Annotated in this window: 20 protein-coding genes and 3 pseudogenes; 8 read left to right on the top strand and 15 right to left on the bottom strand. The window is 68.7% G+C overall.

Going from position 1 to position 16,562, the window contains the following annotated elements:
- The first annotated feature begins 38 nt into the window (after window positions 1-38).
- The 3 genes from AC6JBM_RS20555 (at window position 39) to AC6JBM_RS20565 (ending at window position 3,846) form a co-directional block, all read left to right on the top strand.
- Window positions 39-1,094 (top strand): Lrp/AsnC family transcriptional regulator, encoded by a 1,056-nt coding sequence (locus AC6JBM_RS20555; protein ID WP_497985192.1) that lies wholly within the window; start codon window positions 39-41, stop codon window positions 1,092-1,094.
- Window positions 1,095-1,145: 51 nt separating this feature from the next.
- The gene (locus tag AC6JBM_RS20560; RefSeq protein WP_497985193.1) at window positions 1,146-2,549 is read left to right on the top strand and encodes an L-serine ammonia-lyase; all 1,404 of its coding nucleotides are present in this window, start codon (window positions 1,146-1,148) and stop codon (window positions 2,547-2,549) included.
- Window positions 2,550-2,634: 85 nt separating this feature from the next.
- Window positions 2,635-3,846, top strand: a complete 1,212-nt coding sequence (locus AC6JBM_RS20565; RefSeq protein WP_497985194.1) for a metal-dependent hydrolase family protein — start codon at window positions 2,635-2,637, stop codon at window positions 3,844-3,846.
- 65 nt (window positions 3,847-3,911) lie between these two features.
- Here AC6JBM_RS20565 and AC6JBM_RS20570 read toward each other — a convergent pair whose 3' ends face one another.
- Both AC6JBM_RS20570 and AC6JBM_RS20575 read right to left on the bottom strand, forming a co-directional pair.
- Window positions 3,912-4,703, bottom strand: coding sequence for an alpha/beta fold hydrolase (locus AC6JBM_RS20570; RefSeq protein ID WP_497985195.1), 792 nt, complete (start codon window positions 4,701-4,703; stop codon window positions 3,912-3,914).
- A 4-nt stretch (window positions 4,704-4,707) separates the two neighbouring features.
- Complete coding sequence (locus AC6JBM_RS20575; RefSeq protein ID WP_497985196.1) at window positions 4,708-5,559, bottom strand: enoyl-CoA hydratase/isomerase family protein; 852 nt, start codon at window positions 5,557-5,559, stop codon at window positions 4,708-4,710.
- Window positions 5,560-6,173: 614 nt separating this feature from the next.
- Between AC6JBM_RS20575 and AC6JBM_RS20580 the strand changes: the two genes are divergently transcribed.
- The 3 genes and pseudogenes from AC6JBM_RS20580 to AC6JBM_RS20590 form a co-directional block, all read left to right on the top strand.
- Window positions 6,174-7,640 (top strand): MFS transporter, encoded by a 1,467-nt coding sequence (locus AC6JBM_RS20580; protein WP_497985197.1) that lies wholly within the window; start codon window positions 6,174-6,176, stop codon window positions 7,638-7,640.
- 339 nt (window positions 7,641-7,979) lie between these two features.
- Window positions 7,980-8,117 (top strand): annotated as a pseudogene (locus AC6JBM_RS20585) (hypothetical protein); the annotation flags it as partial.
- 103 nt (window positions 8,118-8,220) lie between these two features.
- Window positions 8,221-8,601: pseudogene (locus tag AC6JBM_RS20590) on the top strand (SDR family oxidoreductase); the annotation flags it as partial.
- Between the two features lie 51 nt (window positions 8,602-8,652).
- On the opposite strand, the gene AC6JBM_RS20595 reads toward AC6JBM_RS20590, so the two are convergent.
- The 3 genes from AC6JBM_RS20595 to AC6JBM_RS20605 all read right to left on the bottom strand — a co-directional run bounded on the left by AC6JBM_RS20595 (window position 8,653) and on the right by AC6JBM_RS20605 (window position 10,889).
- A complete protein-coding gene (locus AC6JBM_RS20595; RefSeq protein ID WP_497986501.1) occupies window positions 8,653-9,057 on the bottom strand; it encodes an RDD family protein in 405 nt (134 codons plus the stop codon).
- 171 nt (window positions 9,058-9,228) lie between these two features.
- Window positions 9,229-9,561: an STAS domain-containing protein gene (locus AC6JBM_RS20600; protein ID WP_497985198.1), complete on the bottom strand. Its 333-nt coding sequence runs from the start codon at window positions 9,559-9,561 to the stop codon at window positions 9,229-9,231.
- Window positions 9,562-10,202: 641 nt separating this feature from the next.
- On the bottom strand, window positions 10,203-10,889 hold the full coding sequence (locus AC6JBM_RS20605; protein ID WP_497985199.1) for a PaaX family transcriptional regulator C-terminal domain-containing protein: 687 nt from the start codon (window positions 10,887-10,889) through the stop codon (window positions 10,203-10,205).
- Between the two features lie 128 nt (window positions 10,890-11,017).
- Between AC6JBM_RS20605 and AC6JBM_RS20610 the strand changes: the two genes are divergently transcribed.
- A complete protein-coding gene (locus AC6JBM_RS20610; protein ID WP_497985200.1) occupies window positions 11,018-11,827 on the top strand; it encodes a GNAT family N-acetyltransferase in 810 nt (269 codons plus the stop codon).
- 82 nt (window positions 11,828-11,909) lie between these two features.
- Here the strand turns inward: AC6JBM_RS20610 and amaP are convergent, their stop codons facing one another.
- From amaP to AC6JBM_RS20645, 7 genes are read right to left on the bottom strand one after another with little or no spacing between them, the layout of a single operon-like run.
- Window positions 11,910-12,485, bottom strand: a complete 576-nt coding sequence (amaP, locus tag AC6JBM_RS20615; protein WP_497985201.1) for an alkaline shock response membrane anchor protein AmaP — start codon at window positions 12,483-12,485, stop codon at window positions 11,910-11,912.
- Window positions 12,485-13,018 carry a DUF6286 domain-containing protein gene (locus AC6JBM_RS20620; RefSeq protein ID WP_497985202.1) on the bottom strand — a complete coding sequence of 178 codons (534 nt, stop codon included), beginning with the start codon at window positions 13,016-13,018 and terminating at the stop codon, window positions 12,485-12,487. The genes amaP and AC6JBM_RS20620 overlap by 1 nt, the downstream gene beginning before the upstream one ends.
- 22 nt (window positions 13,019-13,040) lie before the next feature.
- Complete coding sequence (locus AC6JBM_RS20625) at window positions 13,041-13,400, bottom strand: Asp23/Gls24 family envelope stress response protein (RefSeq protein ID WP_497985203.1); 360 nt, start codon at window positions 13,398-13,400, stop codon at window positions 13,041-13,043.
- Complete coding sequence (locus tag AC6JBM_RS20630; protein ID WP_497985204.1) at window positions 13,400-13,579, bottom strand: hypothetical protein; 180 nt, start codon at window positions 13,577-13,579, stop codon at window positions 13,400-13,402. The genes AC6JBM_RS20625 and AC6JBM_RS20630 overlap by 1 nt, the downstream gene beginning before the upstream one ends.
- Before the next feature lie 47 nt (window positions 13,580-13,626).
- A complete protein-coding gene (locus AC6JBM_RS20635; protein WP_497985205.1) occupies window positions 13,627-13,866 on the bottom strand; it encodes a hypothetical protein in 240 nt (79 codons plus the stop codon).
- Window positions 13,854-14,213, bottom strand: a complete 360-nt coding sequence (locus AC6JBM_RS20640; RefSeq protein ID WP_497985206.1) for a hypothetical protein — start codon at window positions 14,211-14,213, stop codon at window positions 13,854-13,856. Before AC6JBM_RS20640 ends, AC6JBM_RS20635 begins: the two co-directional genes overlap by 13 nt.
- Entirely contained in the window at window positions 14,210-14,695 is a 486-nt protein-coding gene (locus AC6JBM_RS20645; RefSeq protein ID WP_497985207.1) for an Asp23/Gls24 family envelope stress response protein, read from the bottom strand. Before AC6JBM_RS20645 ends, AC6JBM_RS20640 begins: the two co-directional genes overlap by 4 nt.
- A 136-nt stretch (window positions 14,696-14,831) precedes the next feature.
- Here AC6JBM_RS20645 and AC6JBM_RS20650 point away from each other — a divergent pair, with 136 nt between their 5' ends.
- Window positions 14,832-15,416, top strand: coding sequence for an RNA polymerase sigma factor (locus AC6JBM_RS20650; protein ID WP_497985208.1), 585 nt, complete (start codon window positions 14,832-14,834; stop codon window positions 15,414-15,416).
- Window positions 15,417-15,748: 332 nt separating this feature from the next.
- Here the strand turns inward: AC6JBM_RS20650 and AC6JBM_RS20655 are convergent, their stop codons facing one another.
- From AC6JBM_RS20655 to AC6JBM_RS20665, 3 genes and pseudogenes are all read right to left on the bottom strand, one after another.
- Entirely contained in the window at window positions 15,749-15,988 is a 240-nt protein-coding gene (locus AC6JBM_RS20655; RefSeq protein ID WP_497985209.1) for a hypothetical protein, read from the bottom strand.
- Window positions 15,964-16,146, bottom strand: a complete 183-nt coding sequence (locus tag AC6JBM_RS20660) for a PAS domain-containing protein (protein ID WP_497985210.1) — start codon at window positions 16,144-16,146, stop codon at window positions 15,964-15,966. The genes AC6JBM_RS20655 and AC6JBM_RS20660 overlap by 25 nt, the downstream gene beginning before the upstream one ends.
- 152 nt (window positions 16,147-16,298) lie before the next feature.
- A pseudogene (locus AC6JBM_RS20665) lies at window positions 16,299-16,562 on the bottom strand (transposase); the annotation flags it as partial.

Below are 16,562 nucleotides of genomic sequence, written 5' to 3' on the forward strand. Positions count from 1 at the left end.
CCGTGACAGGCCAGAAGAACAGGCTATCCTGACGAATCATGAGCATTGGCGAGACAAGTTCGAAGGTTCACGGACTTGATGAGGTGGATCGACGACTGATTCATGCGCTCCAGATCAACCCACGCGCGAGATGGGCGGCGATCGCACCGGTCGTCGGGGTGGATTCGGTGACAGCCGCACGCCGCTGGGAACGCCTCTCACGAGATGGTCTCGCCTGGGTCTCGGGACATCCCGGCCCGGCGCTGAGGGGACCGTCGGCCATCCTCGAAGTGCAGACGCACCCGGGTGCGACGCTCGAAATCGGCCAGGCGCTGGCGGCCGACCGGGAGGCGTTCACCGTCGATCTGACCGCGGGGGACCGTGAGATGCTGGTGCTGGTCACCGCGGAGAGTCTGAATGCCCTCACCTCGTACATCATGAATCGAATGCGCGGACTCGAGGGCGTGCGATCGACGAAGACGCATCTGCTGTCGTCGCCCTTCACGGACGCCGGTCAGTGGCGACTTCGTTCCCTCTCGGCCGATGAAGTGGCATCGATAGAACGCGCTGTGGCGGACGACAGGCGCGAGCGGCTGCGCATCGACCCGCAGTTGGAGCACGAGCTCCTGCAGATACTGGGGCAGGACGGGCGGGCGACCGTCGCTGCGATGTCGAGAACCCTCGAGGTGAGCCAACGTCGGGTGCGCGAGACCATGGCCGCGCTCACCAGCCGAGGCCGACTCGTCACCCGACTCGACATGGCCAAGGCGCACTCCGGATGGCCGGTGCACGCCTGGTACTTCCTGCGTGTCCCCGCCACGATCGTGGAGCGGGTCGGATCCGCGCTCGCGCGTCTCAAAGAGATCCGGCTTGGTGTCTCCACCGTCGGGCCCTACAACCTCGTCCTCTCGGTCTGGATGAAGACGCTGGCCGACGTGCAGCGACTCGAGGTGGCCATCGAGGAGCGGCTGCCTGGCGTGACGATCGCAGACCGGTCGGTGGTGCTGCGAACGCTCAAGAAGGAAGGCCGGCACCTGGACGCCCAGGGCAACGCAACCGGCGCTTTCTCCCATCTTCCGACGCTTTTCCCACACGTGGACCCTCGGAACGAGTAAAAATCTGCAGCCGACCCCTCTCCGGCCGCACAGCGGCTACGGTGATCCGCCATGACCACTTCGGAGGCGACAGTCGGCGTGTTCGACCTCTTCACTGTCGGGATCGGCCCTTCGAGCTCGCACACCGTGGGACCGATGAAAGCTGCCGCCACCTTCGCCGCTCACCTCACCGATCTGCAGGTCATCGAGCGGGTGGAGAGCGTCCGGGTGGAAATCTTCGGGTCCCTCGCCGCGACGGGTCGCGGGCACGGCACCTTCACCGCCGTCCTTCTCGGTCTCGAGGGAGTCCGCCCGGACGCGGTGACCCCCGCCGAAGCCGACGAACGACTGGCCGCGATCACCTCGACCGGCAGGGCCCTCCTCGCAGGCTCACATCGAATCCCCTGCCGCATCGAGGATTTCGTGCTTCGGCCGCTGACCGTGCGCCAACGACACACCAACGCGATCTCCTTCACGGCACTCGGTCCCGCCGAGACGGTCCTCGCCGCGGAGACGTACTACTCCATCGGCGGCGGCTTCATCGTGCGGGACGGTGACGACGCCCCACCCGTCGGTGCCACGTCACCGCCCGCGCCGCTACCATTCCGAACCGCAGCCGACCTGCTCGCGATCTGCGACGACAGCGGACTGACCATCAGCCAGGTGATGCTCGCCAACGAGCGGACGTTGCGATCACATGCGGATATCCGCCAGGGGTTGCGCAAGCTGTGGCAGGTCATGGAGGCATGCGTCCATTCGGCGATCGCACGCGTCGGTGTACTCCCGGGAGGACTGGGCGTGCGCCGGCGCGCGGGTGATTGGGCTGCCCGACTCGCTGTTGAAGACCCCGACCATCGAGACGAGTACTGGCAGCAGCGCGTGAACCTCGTCGCGCTCGCCGTGAACGAGGAGAACGCGAGCGGGGGACGAATCGTCACGGCGCCGACCAACGGTGCCGCAGGCATCATCCCCGCAGTGCTGTATTACGCGCTGCACTACACACCGGCGAGCCGTTCGGTCGAGGCCGGCGCCGAAGACGACATCATCGAGCGGTTCCTGCTCACCGCGGCGGCGATCGGCAGCCTCTACAAGGCGAACGCATCGATCTCCGGCGCCGAAGTGGGCTGCCAGGGCGAGGTGGGATCGGCGTCGTCGATGGCCGCGGCAGGTCTCGCTGAGATCCTCGGCGGCACGCCCCGTCAGGTCGAGAACGCCGCCGAGATCGCGATGGAGCACAATCTCGGCCTCACCTGTGACCCGATCGGCGGACTCGTCCAAGTGCCGTGCATCGAACGAAATGCGATCGCTGCGGCGAAGGCGATCAATGCGGCGAAGATGGCGTTGTGGGGTGACGGCGGCCACCACGTTTCCCTGGATCAGGTCATCGCGACCATGCGAGAGACCGGCGCGGACATGAGCGACAAGTACAAGGAGACGGCGCTTGGCGGTCTCGCCGTCAATGTCGTCGAGTGCTGAGCGGCGCCCGTCGAACTTCGACATCAATCACGTCACGCAGCTGACGCAGCGACCCAACGGGGTCGCCCGAGGAAGGAGACTGCCCATGCCAGTTCGCACCGTATTCAAGAACGCAACGATATTCGACGGCGCCAGCATCGGTGATGCCGACCTCGTCATCCACGACGGGCATGTCGTGGACATCGGCTCGGACCTGGACGGCGACGAGATCGTGGACTGCGCCGGGATGTCTGTGGTCCCGGGCCTGTTCGACTGCCATGTGCATGTGACGGTTCGCGATCTGAACATCGCTCGCACCGAGCAGCAGGCATTCTCCCTGCAGTACTTCGAAGCCCAGCGAAACCTCGCACTCTTGCTGGATCAGGGCATCACCTCCGCCCGGGACGCTGCGGGAGCAGACCTCGGCGTCAAACAGGCGATCGAGCAGAAACTCATCGAAGGGCCCCGGCTGCAGCTTGCGATCGTGATGCTGACGCAGACAGGAGGGCACAGCGACCTCCATCTCCCCTCCGGCGGCCGACGTTCCGTGCCGATGATGATGGAACATCCGGGACGTCCGGCCTCGATCGTCGACGGCGCCGATGGAGTCCGACGCGGCGTGCGCGAGGTCCTGCGCGCCGGCGCCGACGTGATCAAGATCGCCACCACCGGCGGAGTCATGTCGCCCGGAGACAATCCGCGGCACGCGCACTTCCGAGAGGACGAGCTCGCAGCGATCATCGCAGAGGCCGCCGCAGCGGGAACGTACGTATTCGCTCACGCGCAAGGAACGGAAGGAATCAAAGCCGCCTTGCGCAATGGTGTCCGCTCCATCGAGCACGGCTACTATCTCGACGACGAAGCGGTGGACCTCATGCTCCAGAAGGATGCCTGGCTGGTTCCGACGCTCTCCGCGACACGTGCCATCATCGATGCGGCCGACAGCGGCGTGCCGATCCCCGCAGAGAACGCCGCTCTTGCTCGCGAGGCCCTTGAAGCGCACAAGGCGAGCTTCGCACTCGCCGTCGACGCAGGGGTGAAGATCGCGATGGGAACCGACACCCCGCCCTACTGGAGCCCCGCCGCCAGCAATCTCAACGAGTTGGCGCTGATGACCGACCTGTCCTCGATGTCCGCGCTCGACGCGTGGCGCGCGAGCACCTCCAGCGCAGCGCAGCTGCTCGGATACGACAAACTCGGCGTACTCCAGCCGGGCAAGCTGGCAGACCTCGTCGTCGTCGACGGCGATCTGACGGATCTCCACGATCTGCGCGGACGCATACGCCAGGTGTGGCTCGACGGCGATCGGGTTCGCTGACTGCACAACCGGTGACGCTGCCTGCCCGGGACGGCTGAACGCCCCGGGCAGGCAGCATCGTTTCACTAGGGATCCGCCAGGAAGCCCGCCAACATAGCGGCCGCGAACTCCGCGCGTTCGTTCTCCCAGGCATGGCCAGCGCCCTCAATCAGAAACATGCTGGCGCGCGGGATCTCTGCAGTCATCGCCAGGACGTCCTCCCAACGGACAGCAGGATCCTCGCGACCATGCACGACCAGTGTGCGAGCGGTGACCGACCCGAGGCGCCCACGCGTGTCGAAACCCTGGGTGGCAGCGAAACGCCGGCTGAGCGCGCGACCCTGAGCGGCCCCAACCTCCCCGGCATCAAGGCGCCTGTCGTGACGACCAACGGCGGGTGCCATCTGCCGGAGAAGCGTCTCTGCCCGGGTCGTATCGCCGGTCTCCAAGGCAACGAGGAGCGCCCGTGCGTTCTCCGGAAGGCGATCCGGGTCAGGAGGGGATTGTCCCGTAGCGCCGAGAACGAGGCGGTCCAGACGATCCGGGTGACGCAGCGCAAAGGCCTGCGCCACCATTCCTCCGTAGGAGGTTCCCAACACGTGCGCGCGCTGGTAGCCGAGCGCGGTGATGAGCTCGGCGAGGTCATCGGCGAGGTCGTCGATCGTGTACGGATCGCCGGCGAACGCGCTCTTGCCTCTGTCCCGCTGGTCGTACGTGATCACAGTGAACGAGCTGAGGAGGTGTCCGCGGAGCGTGTCGAACAGCTCCTGGCCGACTTGCAGCCCGTGGACGAGCACGACCGGAGGGCCGGCGCCGTCCAACTGGTAGGAGGTGTGCCCGCCGTTCGTCGCGACGACCGACGCCGGCCCCTCGGTCAACCCGTCACCAGACCTTGCGCGCCCGAGCGTCCGCAACCAGCTCGGGGTCGGGGACGAGCCGCTTCGCGCCAACCGTCGCGAGCGACTGCTGGGAGAAGTGGAACCCGAAGTCCTCGGCGACCAGCTTGCGCCAGGGGCGGGACAGAATGTTGTGCGTCGCCCACCGCGCGAACCGCGGACGCTTCATGATGTCCTTGGCGATCTCCCATGCCTTCGCCAGCAGATCTTCCCGCGGCACGACATCACTGATGAGACCGTATTCGAGCGCCTTCGGCGCCGGGATTGAGCGACCCGTGTAGATGTTGTAGGCCGCCCTCTTCGTTCCCATCAGGTGTTGCAGGGCCAGCGACAGACCATCGCCGGGTGCCGTGCCGGCCATGAAATGGGGATCCATGAAGTCCGCGTCCTCGGCGGCCAGGGTGATGTCACACAGGAGCGCGAACTCCGTGTGGATACCGGGACCATTGACTGCGGCGATCGTGGGAATGTCGAGGTTGTTGACGAAATTCTCAATCAGCTTCCACGCATCGATCGTCTGCTGAAAGATGTAATCCGGATCCTCCTCGACCAGCGCCCTCGGCCAAGTCTGCTTCGGGTCTCCCTGAAACCAGGTCTCGCCCGTGCCGGTGAGGATGAGAACGTGGTTCTCCGGGTCGTTGCCCACGTCCTGCCATACTCTGTTCCACGCGTTGTGCGCCGCCCAGTTGTGTACATACGGCCCGTCGTCCGTGTGGAGCCGAAGCTCGATGATGCCGTTCTCCCGGCGCATCTTGAAGAACGCCGCATACTTCTCGGAGTATTCCTCAAGCGTCGGGGGCGGCACGTAGCCGGCCCATCCGTGATCTGACGCGTTCACTATGGGTGTTCCCTTCCTCGGTTTTTAGCGCATTTCATGCACTAGTGAGACAACGTATCTCTTTGACCGCGGACAGCGTGAAACTCGGGCCAAGACGCAGGAAAATTCCTGAAAGAGTGCTGATGGTGAAGGGTTCGGTCCAGTTGTTGGCGTCTTCGTGACGCAAACCGCTGAGGACGAGATTCGCGATCCTTCTTGCATCATGGGTGAGCGAGGGGTCGAGGCATGCGAATGATGGTTGCCGGGGCCGGTGATCATCATTTTGACGAACCACGTGTCGGCGGGGAAACTGCCCTCGCTCATACCGTGACGCCGCTCGGTGGGCGCTTGTGAGGAACCGGTCGGCCACAGATGTCCTGCACGTCCTCGGCACTATCCGATCAGGCGTTTGGCTGGCTCTCTGAGACGCCCGCGCGAGCCAGAGCAAGCCTTGATCGCGCCCACCTCGCCCGGGAGCGAATCTGCAGAGCATGTATCAGTCGCCTGTATCCCCCATCAGGGCACGAAGCTGCAGGTTGGTTGCCAGAAAGTCCGTAAATCTTCAACAGAACGTCGCGAGCGTGCCGGGCACAGCATGATGAGGCACTCCGTCCACATCGGCAAAAGAGGCATCCATGATTCGACTCGCATCGCGCTCCCGGTCGCCGTTCGGCGTCGTGGGATTCCTGGTGTTCATGGAGCTGGGAAGCGGCATGCTGCAGGGGTGGTTCTCGCCGTTGCTCGCGGCGATCGGCCAGCAGTTCGCCGTCGATGCGGGGGCGCTCAACTGGGTCAACGCGATGTACATGCTGGTCACGGTCGCCTGCGTGCCGATCCTGGCGAAGCTCGGCGACATGTTCGGCCACAAGAGACTCCTCACGGTTGCCGCTACATTCGTCGTCATCGGCTCCGTCGTCGTCGCGTTCGCACCGACCTTCGAGCTCTTCCTCGTCGGTCGCGCACTTCAGGCGCCCCTCGCGGCATTCCTGCCGCTCGAGTTCGCGATCGTCCGTGCGCGCGACGAGAAGTCTGCGAGTAGGAACATCGGCGTCCTGGTCGGAGCGCTCACACTCGGCGGGGCCGTCGGTTCGCTCGCCTCGGGCGTGCTGTACGCCGCGATGCAGGATCTGACCGCCGTCCTCGTGTTTCCCGCGATCTTGATTGCCCTGTGCTTGCCGGTCGTCGTCTTCCTCGTCCCCGAAACGACCGTGCGCAAGGGCGGTCGCATCGACTGGGCGGGCGCGATCCTCCTCACCGTGGGTCTGCTGTCCACCCTCACGGGGATCTCGAACAGCGGCGCGTGGGGGTGGCACAACCCAAAAACCCTCTTGCTGATCCTCAGTGGCATCGCCCTCCTCGTCCTCTGGGTGTTTCTCGGACGGCGGATGAAGGATCCTCTGGTCGACCTGAGCATGCTGACGAAGAGCGGCATCGGCCTGCCGATCGTCGTCTCCATCCTGTTCGGCGCGCAGACCTACGGGGGGCAGACCGCGAGCTTCCTCTGGCTTCTCAGCGAGCCCGACCGCGTGGGTTACGGACTCGGAGTGCCCACCGCTGCAGCCGGCGCCACCATCGTCCTCTACGCTGTCGCCGCGTTCGTCGGGACGCTGCTCGGCGATCGCCTGTCCCGTTGGATCACCCCGCAGCGAGCTGTGGCATTGGCCGGCGTCTTCGCGGCGGCGAGCTTCGCGCTGATGATCGTGTTCGCCGGCTCGACGGTCCTCTTCATCTCCTGGATGGCCGTGGGTGGTCTATCCGCTGGAGTGCTCCTCGCCGTCCTTCCCGCGATCGTCGTGCGCAACGCGCCCGCCGATTCCGTCGGCATCGCCTCCGCGCTGTTCAACACCGCCCGCACCGCCGCGGGAGCGGCGGCAGGGGCCATGTTCGCATTGGTGATGTCCCTGTTCGTCACAGCCCGGACTGTCGAGGGGGTCGTCACCACCCAGTCGACGCCGACGTCGTTCTTCGCCGTCTGGGCGATCTGCCTCGTGATTGCTCTGGCACTCTCCATCCTCGCCCTGCGCATGCGGATGGCGAAGACGCCCGACACGAGCGAGGTTGCCGACGCATCCGCCACCGCAAGCCGACGGTCTGAGGTGTGAAGTCGAGGAGTGCGGCGACTGCTGGTACGAGTCCGGGTGTGGTCATCGGGGGCGGGGCTCAGGTCGACAGTCACGAAAGGGCGGGGAGCGTGGTCGTGCCAGCGTGCCGCTTGGGTGCATGCCGCCTGTAGGACCAGCATGTCGATGGCGGGGTGCATGCCGGCTTCGTCTGCCAGATCGAGTATTCGTTGGCCGTGGGGAGGAATGATCACCCAAGGGCTGCCGCCACAATCAGCCAGGGCCGATGCCAAAGACCGAAAAGTTAAAACTCAAGCTAAGCCGGGTTTGGTAAGTCGTCGTGGATTGCTGGCTGTACGTCGGTGTGGCGGTGATCGAGAAATGGGGAGCAGCCGGCGCGGCGACGCCGAGGCCGTCGTCGCGGCGATCCTCGACGGTGGAGGCCACGCTGCCGCGGTGGAACAGGACCTGCGGGAACCGACGGCCGCGGTCCGCCTGCTCGACGCCGCTGAGGATGCCTTCGGGCCAGTCGACATTCTGGTCAACAACGCCTCCGGTTGGGTGGCCGACACCTTTACCCCTGGCCCCGTCGACCGGCACGGCCGGACCCTGCGGCCAGTGAGTGTGGCCACCTGGAGCCAGGAGTTCGCCGTTGACGCCATGGCGCCGGCGCTGCTCACGGCGAGTTCGCGCGTCGCCACGCGGCGCGACGTGGGGCAGGATCGTCGGTTTGACCTCTGGCGGGCCACAGGGTTTCCCCCAGGAGGTCTCCTACGGTGCGGCGAAAGCCGCACAAAACAACTACACGATGGCAGCAGCAGCGGAGTTGGGGCACCTGGGGATCACGGCCAGCATGGTGCATCCGGGGGTGACGGACACCGGCTGGATCACCGACTCGGTCCGCCAGTACGTTGCCACCAGCGGAACTCATCTGGCGTCGCCGGACGAGGTTGCCGAGGTCGTCGGGTTCCTGACCTCGGATGCGGCTGCGCTCGTCAGCGGCAATGTCATCATGCTTCGGTGTCCACTGTGGATTTTCTTCGATCAATCCGGATCAGGCGCGCACGACCAGGGTCCGGGCTGCCATGTCGCCGAGGCGCCGGCGGCGCCGCGAGCACAGCACGACGATGAAGCCGACCAGGTAGGCGAAGAGGCCGTCGATGATGCGCAGCAGTGTGCGGATGATGGCCTTGCCGATGCCGGGCGCGGCGTCGGTGGCGGCGTCGACGACGCGGATGCCGGTAACGAGCTTGCCGACCGTGCGGCCGAAGAGTCCCTCCAGGAGCACGTAGTACAGCACCACAAGGAAGAACCACAGGAGGCTGCCGCCGCTCGACAACCGGGTGGAGCTGAAGCCCGACGCTGTGGTTTCGACACCGGTCACCTCCGCGACGATGCCACCGAGACAGCCGAGCAGGACCGCGTCGACGATGGTGGCCACCACGCGGCGGCCGGTCACGTGGACGTCGGCAGAGATCGATGGATAGGTCATCGCGTTACCTCCGAACGCATCGCCCGAACGCGGCCCAGGTTCGCGGACCCGCTGGCATCTGATGTCGTTGTCCGCGCGCCGTCCCGGGGCACATGTGCTGGCGGTGCCGTCGTCACTCGACGATGACACCGGATGACTTCAGCCAGTGACCGCCCCACCGCCGTACTCACGCTCCACCCGCAGCACAGTGAGCAGGCCAGCCACCTCCAGCACGTGCGTGACGAACTCGTTTGGGTTCCGCAGGACCAGCCTGGTGTTCTGTGCGGAGGCGACCTTCTGTGTCCGCCAGAGCACGGTCATGATCGTGGAATCGAGCAACCGGACCTTCGCCAGGTCGACCCGCAGCAGCTCCGGCCGGCGCGCGAGAACCGCATCGAGGGTCTGCCGGACCGCGTCCGCGACCGCAACGTCCAACTCGCCAGCGATGCTCACGGCCACGCCGTCGGCAACGTCACGCGTCTCGATGGACATCCCCATGGTCGGCCTCACTCACTCATGACCGCGACGTCCGACGGTTCGCGGCGGTGGTCGTAGCCAGGCGGACGTGGTCGGGCGTGAACCCGCCGGCGACCTGACGGTGTCGGAGCTGGGACAATGGCCGTGTCATACCCACCGGCGGGCAAAGAATCCTCGGGCCGGTACGCGGGATCCCGAGGTTTCGCCGTCCCGAGCGTCCACCCGGAGCGAGGGTCGCGTCGCCGAAGCCGTGTGCCCCTAAGAGTTCCTAACAAAGTTGGATGGGGTGTCGGTACGTGTTGATGCAGTGGCGAGGCTGAGGAAGGCTTCGTGGCGCAGGGCCGCGGCATCGGGTCCCGGCGTTGTGCAGCGTGGCAGGTGGTCGTGCCGTTGGGCCCGGGGTCTCCTGCAACGGCACGCGCGCGGGTGGTGGTCGGTGGCCAAGTGGCCAGTCGATCTCGACCACGGCGCGGCGGATGGTGAGTACGCCGGTGCGCCGGTCGAGCACGCAGACCAACGGCGGCGAGTTCGGCCGGGTCGCCGTGCTTTACCTGAGGTGGCGGCTGAAGGGCGACACCACGGCCGCGCGAACTTCGTCGTCGCCGACTGCGGGCTGTGCCGCACCCAGTGGACGGTACAGCAGCGCAACCCTCAGTCTATGACGCCCTGACGCCGGCGAGAATCTCGGCGACGGTGTGCGCGCTGACGGCGGGCATCGACCTGTCGGCATGCCGGGTCGCGACCGCGCGCACGTGCTCTTCGGCGGTCCGGGCCAGTCCGTCGTAGACGGCGGTGAAGACGTCCCGGGCCGCCGGCCGGGGCCAGTCCGGCGGCAGCAGCCGGACGGGCAGGCGGGGATCGAGCACGGCGAAGCGGCGGTACGTGTCCATGACCTCGGTGCGGACACGTACCGCCTCCGCGCCGCCGACCCGGCCGGCGGCGATCCGGTGCAGCAGTGGCCGCCACCGCCGGGTGAACGTGTCGTAGTGCGCGGCGATCGCCGCGATGTCCCAGGCCTGCAGTGGATCGCGCCGGGTCGCCGCGCCGAACTCGGCGTGCCGGGCCCGGAACACCGTGATCGCTTCGGGGGCGACCTCGTCGAGCTGGACCGAGACCAGGTCGGTGAGCGCGTGCGGCGAGATCCACAGCCCGTCGTACAGCGGCGCGTACCCCAGCCAGCGCAGCCGGTTGCGCAGCTCCCGGCGGCGAGCGCGCTCCTGCTGCGGCAGCGAGAACGCGATCAGCGTCCAGCGCTCGTCCCACGCCTCCGCCCCGGCCGCCGACGACACGATCCACTGACCGCCGGCCGAGAAGCTGGCTGCCAGGCCAATGCGTCGCCTCATGTACCTGCCACCGCACCGTGTCACCAACCGCTGTTCTCGGCGGGCCCGATCACATGTGGATGCGTTGTGCGACCGAGCTTGTCGAGGTCGAGGCGATCGCTCGTCCGATCTGGTAGAAGGAACGGGTGGTGATCGAGCCGGCCACGGCCGAGGACGTGGCGTCCATTGCCCGGATCAGCCGGGCGGTCGGCCAGCCGGAGGCCGTTTCGGGCGCCGATCCGGCGTACGTGTCGCATCTGCTGCGCAACGGTACCGTCCGGGTGGCCCGCGACGGAGGCGGCAACGTCCTCGGCTGGGGCGCCACCGCGACCGGTCCGCTGGGCTGGATGCTCACCGATCTGTTCGTCGACCCGCAGCATCACGGCTGCGGCTTCGGTGGGGCGCTGTTGCGTGAACTGTGGCCGGATCAGCGGGCCGGTGGGCGTTTCACGTTCAGCTCCGGGCATCCGCATGCGTTGCCGCTCTACGTGCGTGCCGGGCTGCGGCCGGTGTGGCCGTTGCTGTACCTCACCGGTCCTGCGCCCGCCGGCGGCGACGGGCCGTGTGTCGCGACGGCCGTCGAGGCCGGGGCCGCGGCCGCCGGGGACCGGGAGCTGACGGGCGGCGTCCGGGCCGCCGCCTACGACTACTGGTCCGGCGCCGGCACCGGCACCGGCGTGCTCGTGCACCGGGCGTCGCGGCTGGTGGCCGCGGGCGTCGCGGAAGGCGGTACGCTCACCCACCTGACCTGCCCGGGCGAGCCGGACGCGACGGAGGTCCTCACCGCCGCGTTGCGCTGCCTCGGCGCCGCCGAGGTCTCTCTCTGCCTGCCCGGCCCCCATCCCGCCGTGAACGCGCTGCTCCGTGCCGGGTTCCGGATCGAGGACCACGACCTGGCGATGCACACTCCCGACGTACAGCTGCCGGTTACCTGGGTCTACTCACCCGGCCTCGGCTGAGTCGCCGGGCGCGTCGGCGTCGTGCCGGTCGCGCCTTGCGGGCCGAGGGTGCGCATGGCGGCAGGACGCGGGGCGGTGGCCGTCAGGTGACCCGTGGGCCGCGGCGCCTTGCGGTGGTGACGTCCAGCCGGATGGGCAGGGCGGGCGCGTCGAGGGCGTGCCGGGCGTGGGTGAGGGCGTTGTCCTCGATGTTGTGGCGCAGGGCGGCCAGGTCGGCGTCGCGGTCGGCGCGGACGGTGACGGTCAGCCGCGGGTCGGCCGGGCTTCCTTCCACGTGGGTGCGGGCGGAGCGCACGCCGCGGTACTGTTCGATCTCGCCGGAGACGGCGTCGCGCAGGGCGGCGGAGATGAGGGTAGTGCGGCCGGCGGCGCGATCGCCGGCCACGCGGATGCCGGCGAGCCGCCCGGTGGAGAACAGGACGGCGTGCAGCCAGCGCAGCGCCAGGAGCGCGACGACGACCGCGACCACCGCCACGACCGGCCACAGCCAGTCGCGTTGCGCGATGACGAAGCGGACGACGTCGTTGTCCACCAGGGTTCGGTGCGCCGCGCCGCCGCCGAAGAATCCCGCCCCGAGCAGCAGTCCGGCCACGCCCATACTCAGCAGGACCAGTCCCAGGACGGCCAGCGCGACGCGGTTGACGCGGTCGGCGTGCATCAGTGCGCCTTGGCCGAGATTCGCACGGTCACCTTCGGGGACCGGTGCAGTTGGAGCGCGTCGAGGCGGGATCGCGCGGCCTGCGTGACGCTGTCGCGCAGCGACGCCGGTGCCGGCTCGCGCGCGATGGACTTCGCGCGGACGTGGAGGTGCCGGCGCCGGACGGTGACGGCAGCGTCGTCCACGCCGTCGACGTCGGTGACCGCGTCCCGGACCGCCTGCCTGACGCCGCGGCGGGTGTACGCGGCGTCGGTGGCGGGGTTGTCGCTGTCGGTGCTCAACCTGGCCGGCCGGCGTGGCTTGAGCTCCATGCCCAGCAGAGCCAGCCCGACCACCCCGAGCAGCACGCAGATGAGCCGGACCTCACCGCTGGCCCACGTCATGTGGCTGCCCCACCGGTATGCGGCGAGCCAGTCCGCGGCGATGGGCCGGTGGCCCGTCAGGACCGCGACGACGTCGACCACGATCACCACCGCGCCCGCGACGAGCGCGAGGCTGACGATCAGGGCGAGCAGCCGGTTGACCAGTCTCACAGGGCCCTCCTGCCCGTGGCCGTTACCGCACCCGCAACGACGGGATTCCCGTGGCCAGGTCGGTCACGACGATGCGGACTTCGGCGATAGTCAGGCCGGTCAGGGACGCCAACCGTTCCCGCACGTGACGGCGAACCGCGGCGGTGACCCGCGGCACCGAAGCCGGCCAACGCACGCCGATCTCCAAGTCTATGACGGCGACGTCGCCCTCGACGCGAGCCGATGCCTTGGGCATGGACCGGCCGAGGACGCGCCGCGCGGCGGCCGCGGCGTCGGGCAGTTCCAGCGCCGCACGCGAGGCAAGCTTCGCCACCACCTTCTCGGCGATGGTGATCGAGCCGGGCGGCTGCTCGACCGCACGGAGCTGCGTCCCGCTCAGCATCACTTGCCGCTGCGGGTGATGCGGTAGCTGCGCAGGTCCACGTCGCCGGCGACCACCTTGGCAACGCCATAGCCGAGGGCGGTGAACACTGCGACGATCAGCATCTGGCCGAAGCTGCCGAAGGCCACCGCGAATCCCAGCGCCATGCCTATCGCGGTGCCGAAGGCGATACGGTTCATACCCTCACGTCCCTGGGGAAGGCATCTCTGCGGAAAGGGCGGATCGGCTAGCGGACCCGTGCCGGCCGGCGATGCCGGGCCAAGATCCGCAGCAGCCGGACCAGCAACGGCCGACGGCGCACGACAGTCACCCGGACCCGCCGGGACGCCCCCGGCGCGGCAGGCTCGTCGAACGCCGCCAAGCCGGCGACGAACACCGCCGCGTCGCCGCCGAGGTCGGGATGATGGGCCCGGATGAACGCCCGTCGCCGCGCCCGCCGCTGCAGGTCATCGTTCAGTGCTTCCACTCCACCGCCTCCCGGTCCGCCGGCCCGGCAACGGCCGGCGGTGGGTCGGTCAGGTCGGCGATGACGACGTCGACGCGCCGGTCCGGCGCGAGCGTCCGCAGCGCGTCGCGAACCTGCGCGGCGACCTCGGCGGCGGGAACGCCCCACCGGGCCCGGATCGCGATCTCCACCCTGCGCGGCCTGATTCGCACACCGTCGACCTGCTGCCCGGGCAGATAGGTCGCCGGGCCGCCGCGGGGACCGGTGACCAGGCCGGCGACGGCGGGGCAGGCAGCCACCGCGGCGGCCACCGCCGCAACGTCGACGCCGTGCACCACGGCCGGCGGCGAGGCGGACGTGGTCGTCATGACACCCGCGACTCGCCGGATGCCTCATCGGACTCGGGCAGGTGGACGTCGTCGACGTTGATGTTCACCTCGACGACTTCCAGCCCGGTCATCCGCTCGATGGACTGTTTGACGTTGCGCTGGATGCCACGGCCGAGATCGGCGATGCCGACCCCGTACTCCACGACGACGTCCAGGTCGACCGCCGCCTGCGTCTCGCCGACCTCGACGCCGACGCCCTGGGCGACGTTGGGCCCGGTACTGCCCGGAATTCTCTCCCGCAGCGCTCCGAACGCGCGGCTGGTGCCGGCGCCCATGGCGTACACGCCGGTGACTTCCCGGCACGCGATACCGGCGATCTTCTGCACCACGCCTTCGGCGACGCTGATCTTGCCCTCCTCGGTGGCGAGCCGGTTCTGCTGCATCGGGCCCTTGACTTCCGCGCCGCCGCGGGCCGTCGGCCTAGTCTCGCCGGTCCTCGCCGGGTTCTGGGTCTGGGTCATGAGACGTGCGCTCCTTCGCAATCGAGGGCCACCGTCCTGTGTTAGACACCCGAGCCGGCGAAACCTCGCGCGCCGGCGGCAGGTTTTCTCTGTGCGCTCGCGTTTTCTCTGTGCGCTCGCGGGCACGTCAGCGAGCATGGGCCCCCGTTCCCCGGACGTCAGGCGGCCGGCCCGGACCGCGGCCGGCTCCGCCGACGACACGCTGCTGGTGCGGCGCGCCCGGGACGGGTGCCTCGACGCATACCGTGTCCTCGTCGAACGCCACGCCCCGCGCGCCTACCGGGTCGCCTTCGGCGTGGTGGGAAGACGCGAGGATGCCGAGGACGTCACCCAGGAGGCGCTGCTGGCCGCGTGGCTCGCCCTGCCCACCTTCCGGGGCGACGCCAGCTTCGCCACCTGGCTGCACCGTATCGTCGTCACGCGGGCGCTGAACAGGCGCACCCGCGCCGCCCGGACCAGCGCGCTCGACGCGGTGCCCGAACCGGCCGATCCGGCCCGTGGCCCAGCCGAGCAGGCCGAACAGCACCTGGCCGCCGTCGCGGTCACCGAGGCCGTCGCCGGGCTGCCCGCCGCCCAACGCGTCGCGCTGGTCCTCTACCAGTTCGAGGGGCTCAGCTACGACGACATCGCCGCGATCACTGACAGTACCGTCCCGGCGATCCGCAGCCACCTGTACCGCGCCCGGCGCACGCTCGCCACCAGGCTGCACGACTGGAGGTGACGGCCGTATGCTGCGGCTGCGTCCTGGATTCAGCCGCGTGATGTTGACACCGTGAGATCGACCGTCCCTGGTGATCAACGGTCGCAAGCCGTAGCTCAGCGTGCGTCGCGGCTCCGGCGCGGCTGGTGTACGTCCATGCGCCAACCGGCGGCGCGGCCGCCGGTCTCGTTCCTCAGCGGTCCGAGCCCGGTCGACCGCACCCGAGCGGGCTCGAAGCACCACATCCTGACCGAGGGCGCCGGCATCGCCTTGGCCGTGTCCCTGACTCGAGCCGCCCGACCGCGAACCCGCCGAGCTCGCGGTCGTCGGCGACGTGCCGCGCACTCCACCAGCTACCGCTGCTCGTCGACCAGCCACACCTCGGCCACCGTCCAGCTCATCCGCGCCCCGAGGGCCTCCACCACCCGCGACGCCGCCGCGGCGCTGGACGGCGCCTCCGTCAGGCCCCGCGACGCGCGAACACATGGCACTAGCCAGCCGCTGGCGGTGCCGGTCGCGGTCAGCGTGCACTCGACCGGGAACTCGTGCCCGTCGCGGTGCACTGCCGTCAGCCGTAGCCGCCGGCCCAGCATCGGCCCGCTCTTCCGGCGGCGATCCGGTCCAGCCCCGCCCGGTACTCCCCCGCGAGCCGCAACGGCGCCAGCAGATCAACCAAGCTGCGGCCGCAGGTCTCCGGTTTCGCCCAGCCGAATGTTGCGGACGCGGCAGCGTTCCACGCCACCACCACCATCCGTTCCGTGGTCGGGGTGCCGATCGTGGTTGAAGGACGGCTGTGGGGTATGGCCGGCGTTGCGTGGACACGGTCCGAGCCGCTGCTACCTGGCACCGAGGCACGCGTCGCGGCCTTCACTAACTTTGCCGCCACCACCGACGAGGCCCGCCAGACGCGGTCAGCACCAGCTGCCACGTCCCGTCACGCTGCCACCGGCGGAACAACCAGTACAACGTCTGCCACGGCGCACACACCGCAGGCACATCACGCCACGGCGCGCCCACCCGGATCCGCCAACGGATCCCGTCGATCAGCCGCCGCCTGCTCCACTGCAGCGGCCGGCCCAGCACCGACGCCGCAGGCAACACCGCAGCCAGAACCGCCCACTGCGCGTCGGTAATATCATGCCGCCTCGTCACCGCTACGGTGTCCAC

This window comes from Dactylosporangium thailandense, from assembly GCF_059739745.1.

Coding starts and splice junctions, on each gene's coding strand:
- AC6JBM_RS20555 (WP_497985192.1), top strand. CDS start 39: ATGAGCATTGGCGAGACAAGTTCGAAGGTTCACGGACTTGATGAGGTG.
- AC6JBM_RS20560 (WP_497985193.1), top strand. CDS start 1,146: ATGACCACTTCGGAGGCGACAGTCGGCGTGTTCGACCTCTTCACTGTC.
- AC6JBM_RS20565 (WP_497985194.1), top strand. CDS start 2,635: ATGCCAGTTCGCACCGTATTCAAGAACGCAACGATATTCGACGGCGCC.
- AC6JBM_RS20580 (WP_497985197.1), top strand. CDS start 6,174: ATGATTCGACTCGCATCGCGCTCCCGGTCGCCGTTCGGCGTCGTGGGA.
- AC6JBM_RS20600 (WP_497985198.1), bottom strand. CDS start 9,561: ATGTCCATCGAGACGCGTGACGTTGCCGACGGCGTGGCCGTGAGCATC.
- AC6JBM_RS20605 (WP_497985199.1), bottom strand. CDS start 10,889: ATGAGGCGACGCATTGGCCTGGCAGCCAGCTTCTCGGCCGGCGGTCAG.
- amaP (WP_497985201.1), bottom strand. CDS start 12,485: ATGCACGCCGACCGCGTCAACCGCGTCGCGCTGGCCGTCCTGGGACTG.
- AC6JBM_RS20625 (WP_497985203.1), bottom strand. CDS start 13,400: ATGCTGAGCGGGACGCAGCTCCGTGCGGTCGAGCAGCCGCCCGGCTCG.
- AC6JBM_RS20630 (WP_497985204.1), bottom strand. CDS start 13,579: ATGAACCGTATCGCCTTCGGCACCGCGATAGGCATGGCGCTGGGATTC.
- AC6JBM_RS20640 (WP_497985206.1), bottom strand. CDS start 14,213: ATGACGACCACGTCCGCCTCGCCGCCGGCCGTGGTGCACGGCGTCGAC.
- AC6JBM_RS20645 (WP_497985207.1), bottom strand. CDS start 14,695: ATGACCCAGACCCAGAACCCGGCGAGGACCGGCGAGACTAGGCCGACG.
- AC6JBM_RS20650 (WP_497985208.1), top strand. CDS start 14,832: ATGGGCCCCCGTTCCCCGGACGTCAGGCGGCCGGCCCGGACCGCGGCC.
- AC6JBM_RS20655 (WP_497985209.1), bottom strand. CDS start 15,988: ATGCTGGGCCGGCGGCTACGGCTGACGGCAGTGCACCGCGACGGGCAC.
- AC6JBM_RS20660 (WP_497985210.1), bottom strand. CDS start 16,146: ATGGTGGTGGTGGCGTGGAACGCTGCCGCGTCCGCAACATTCGGCTGG.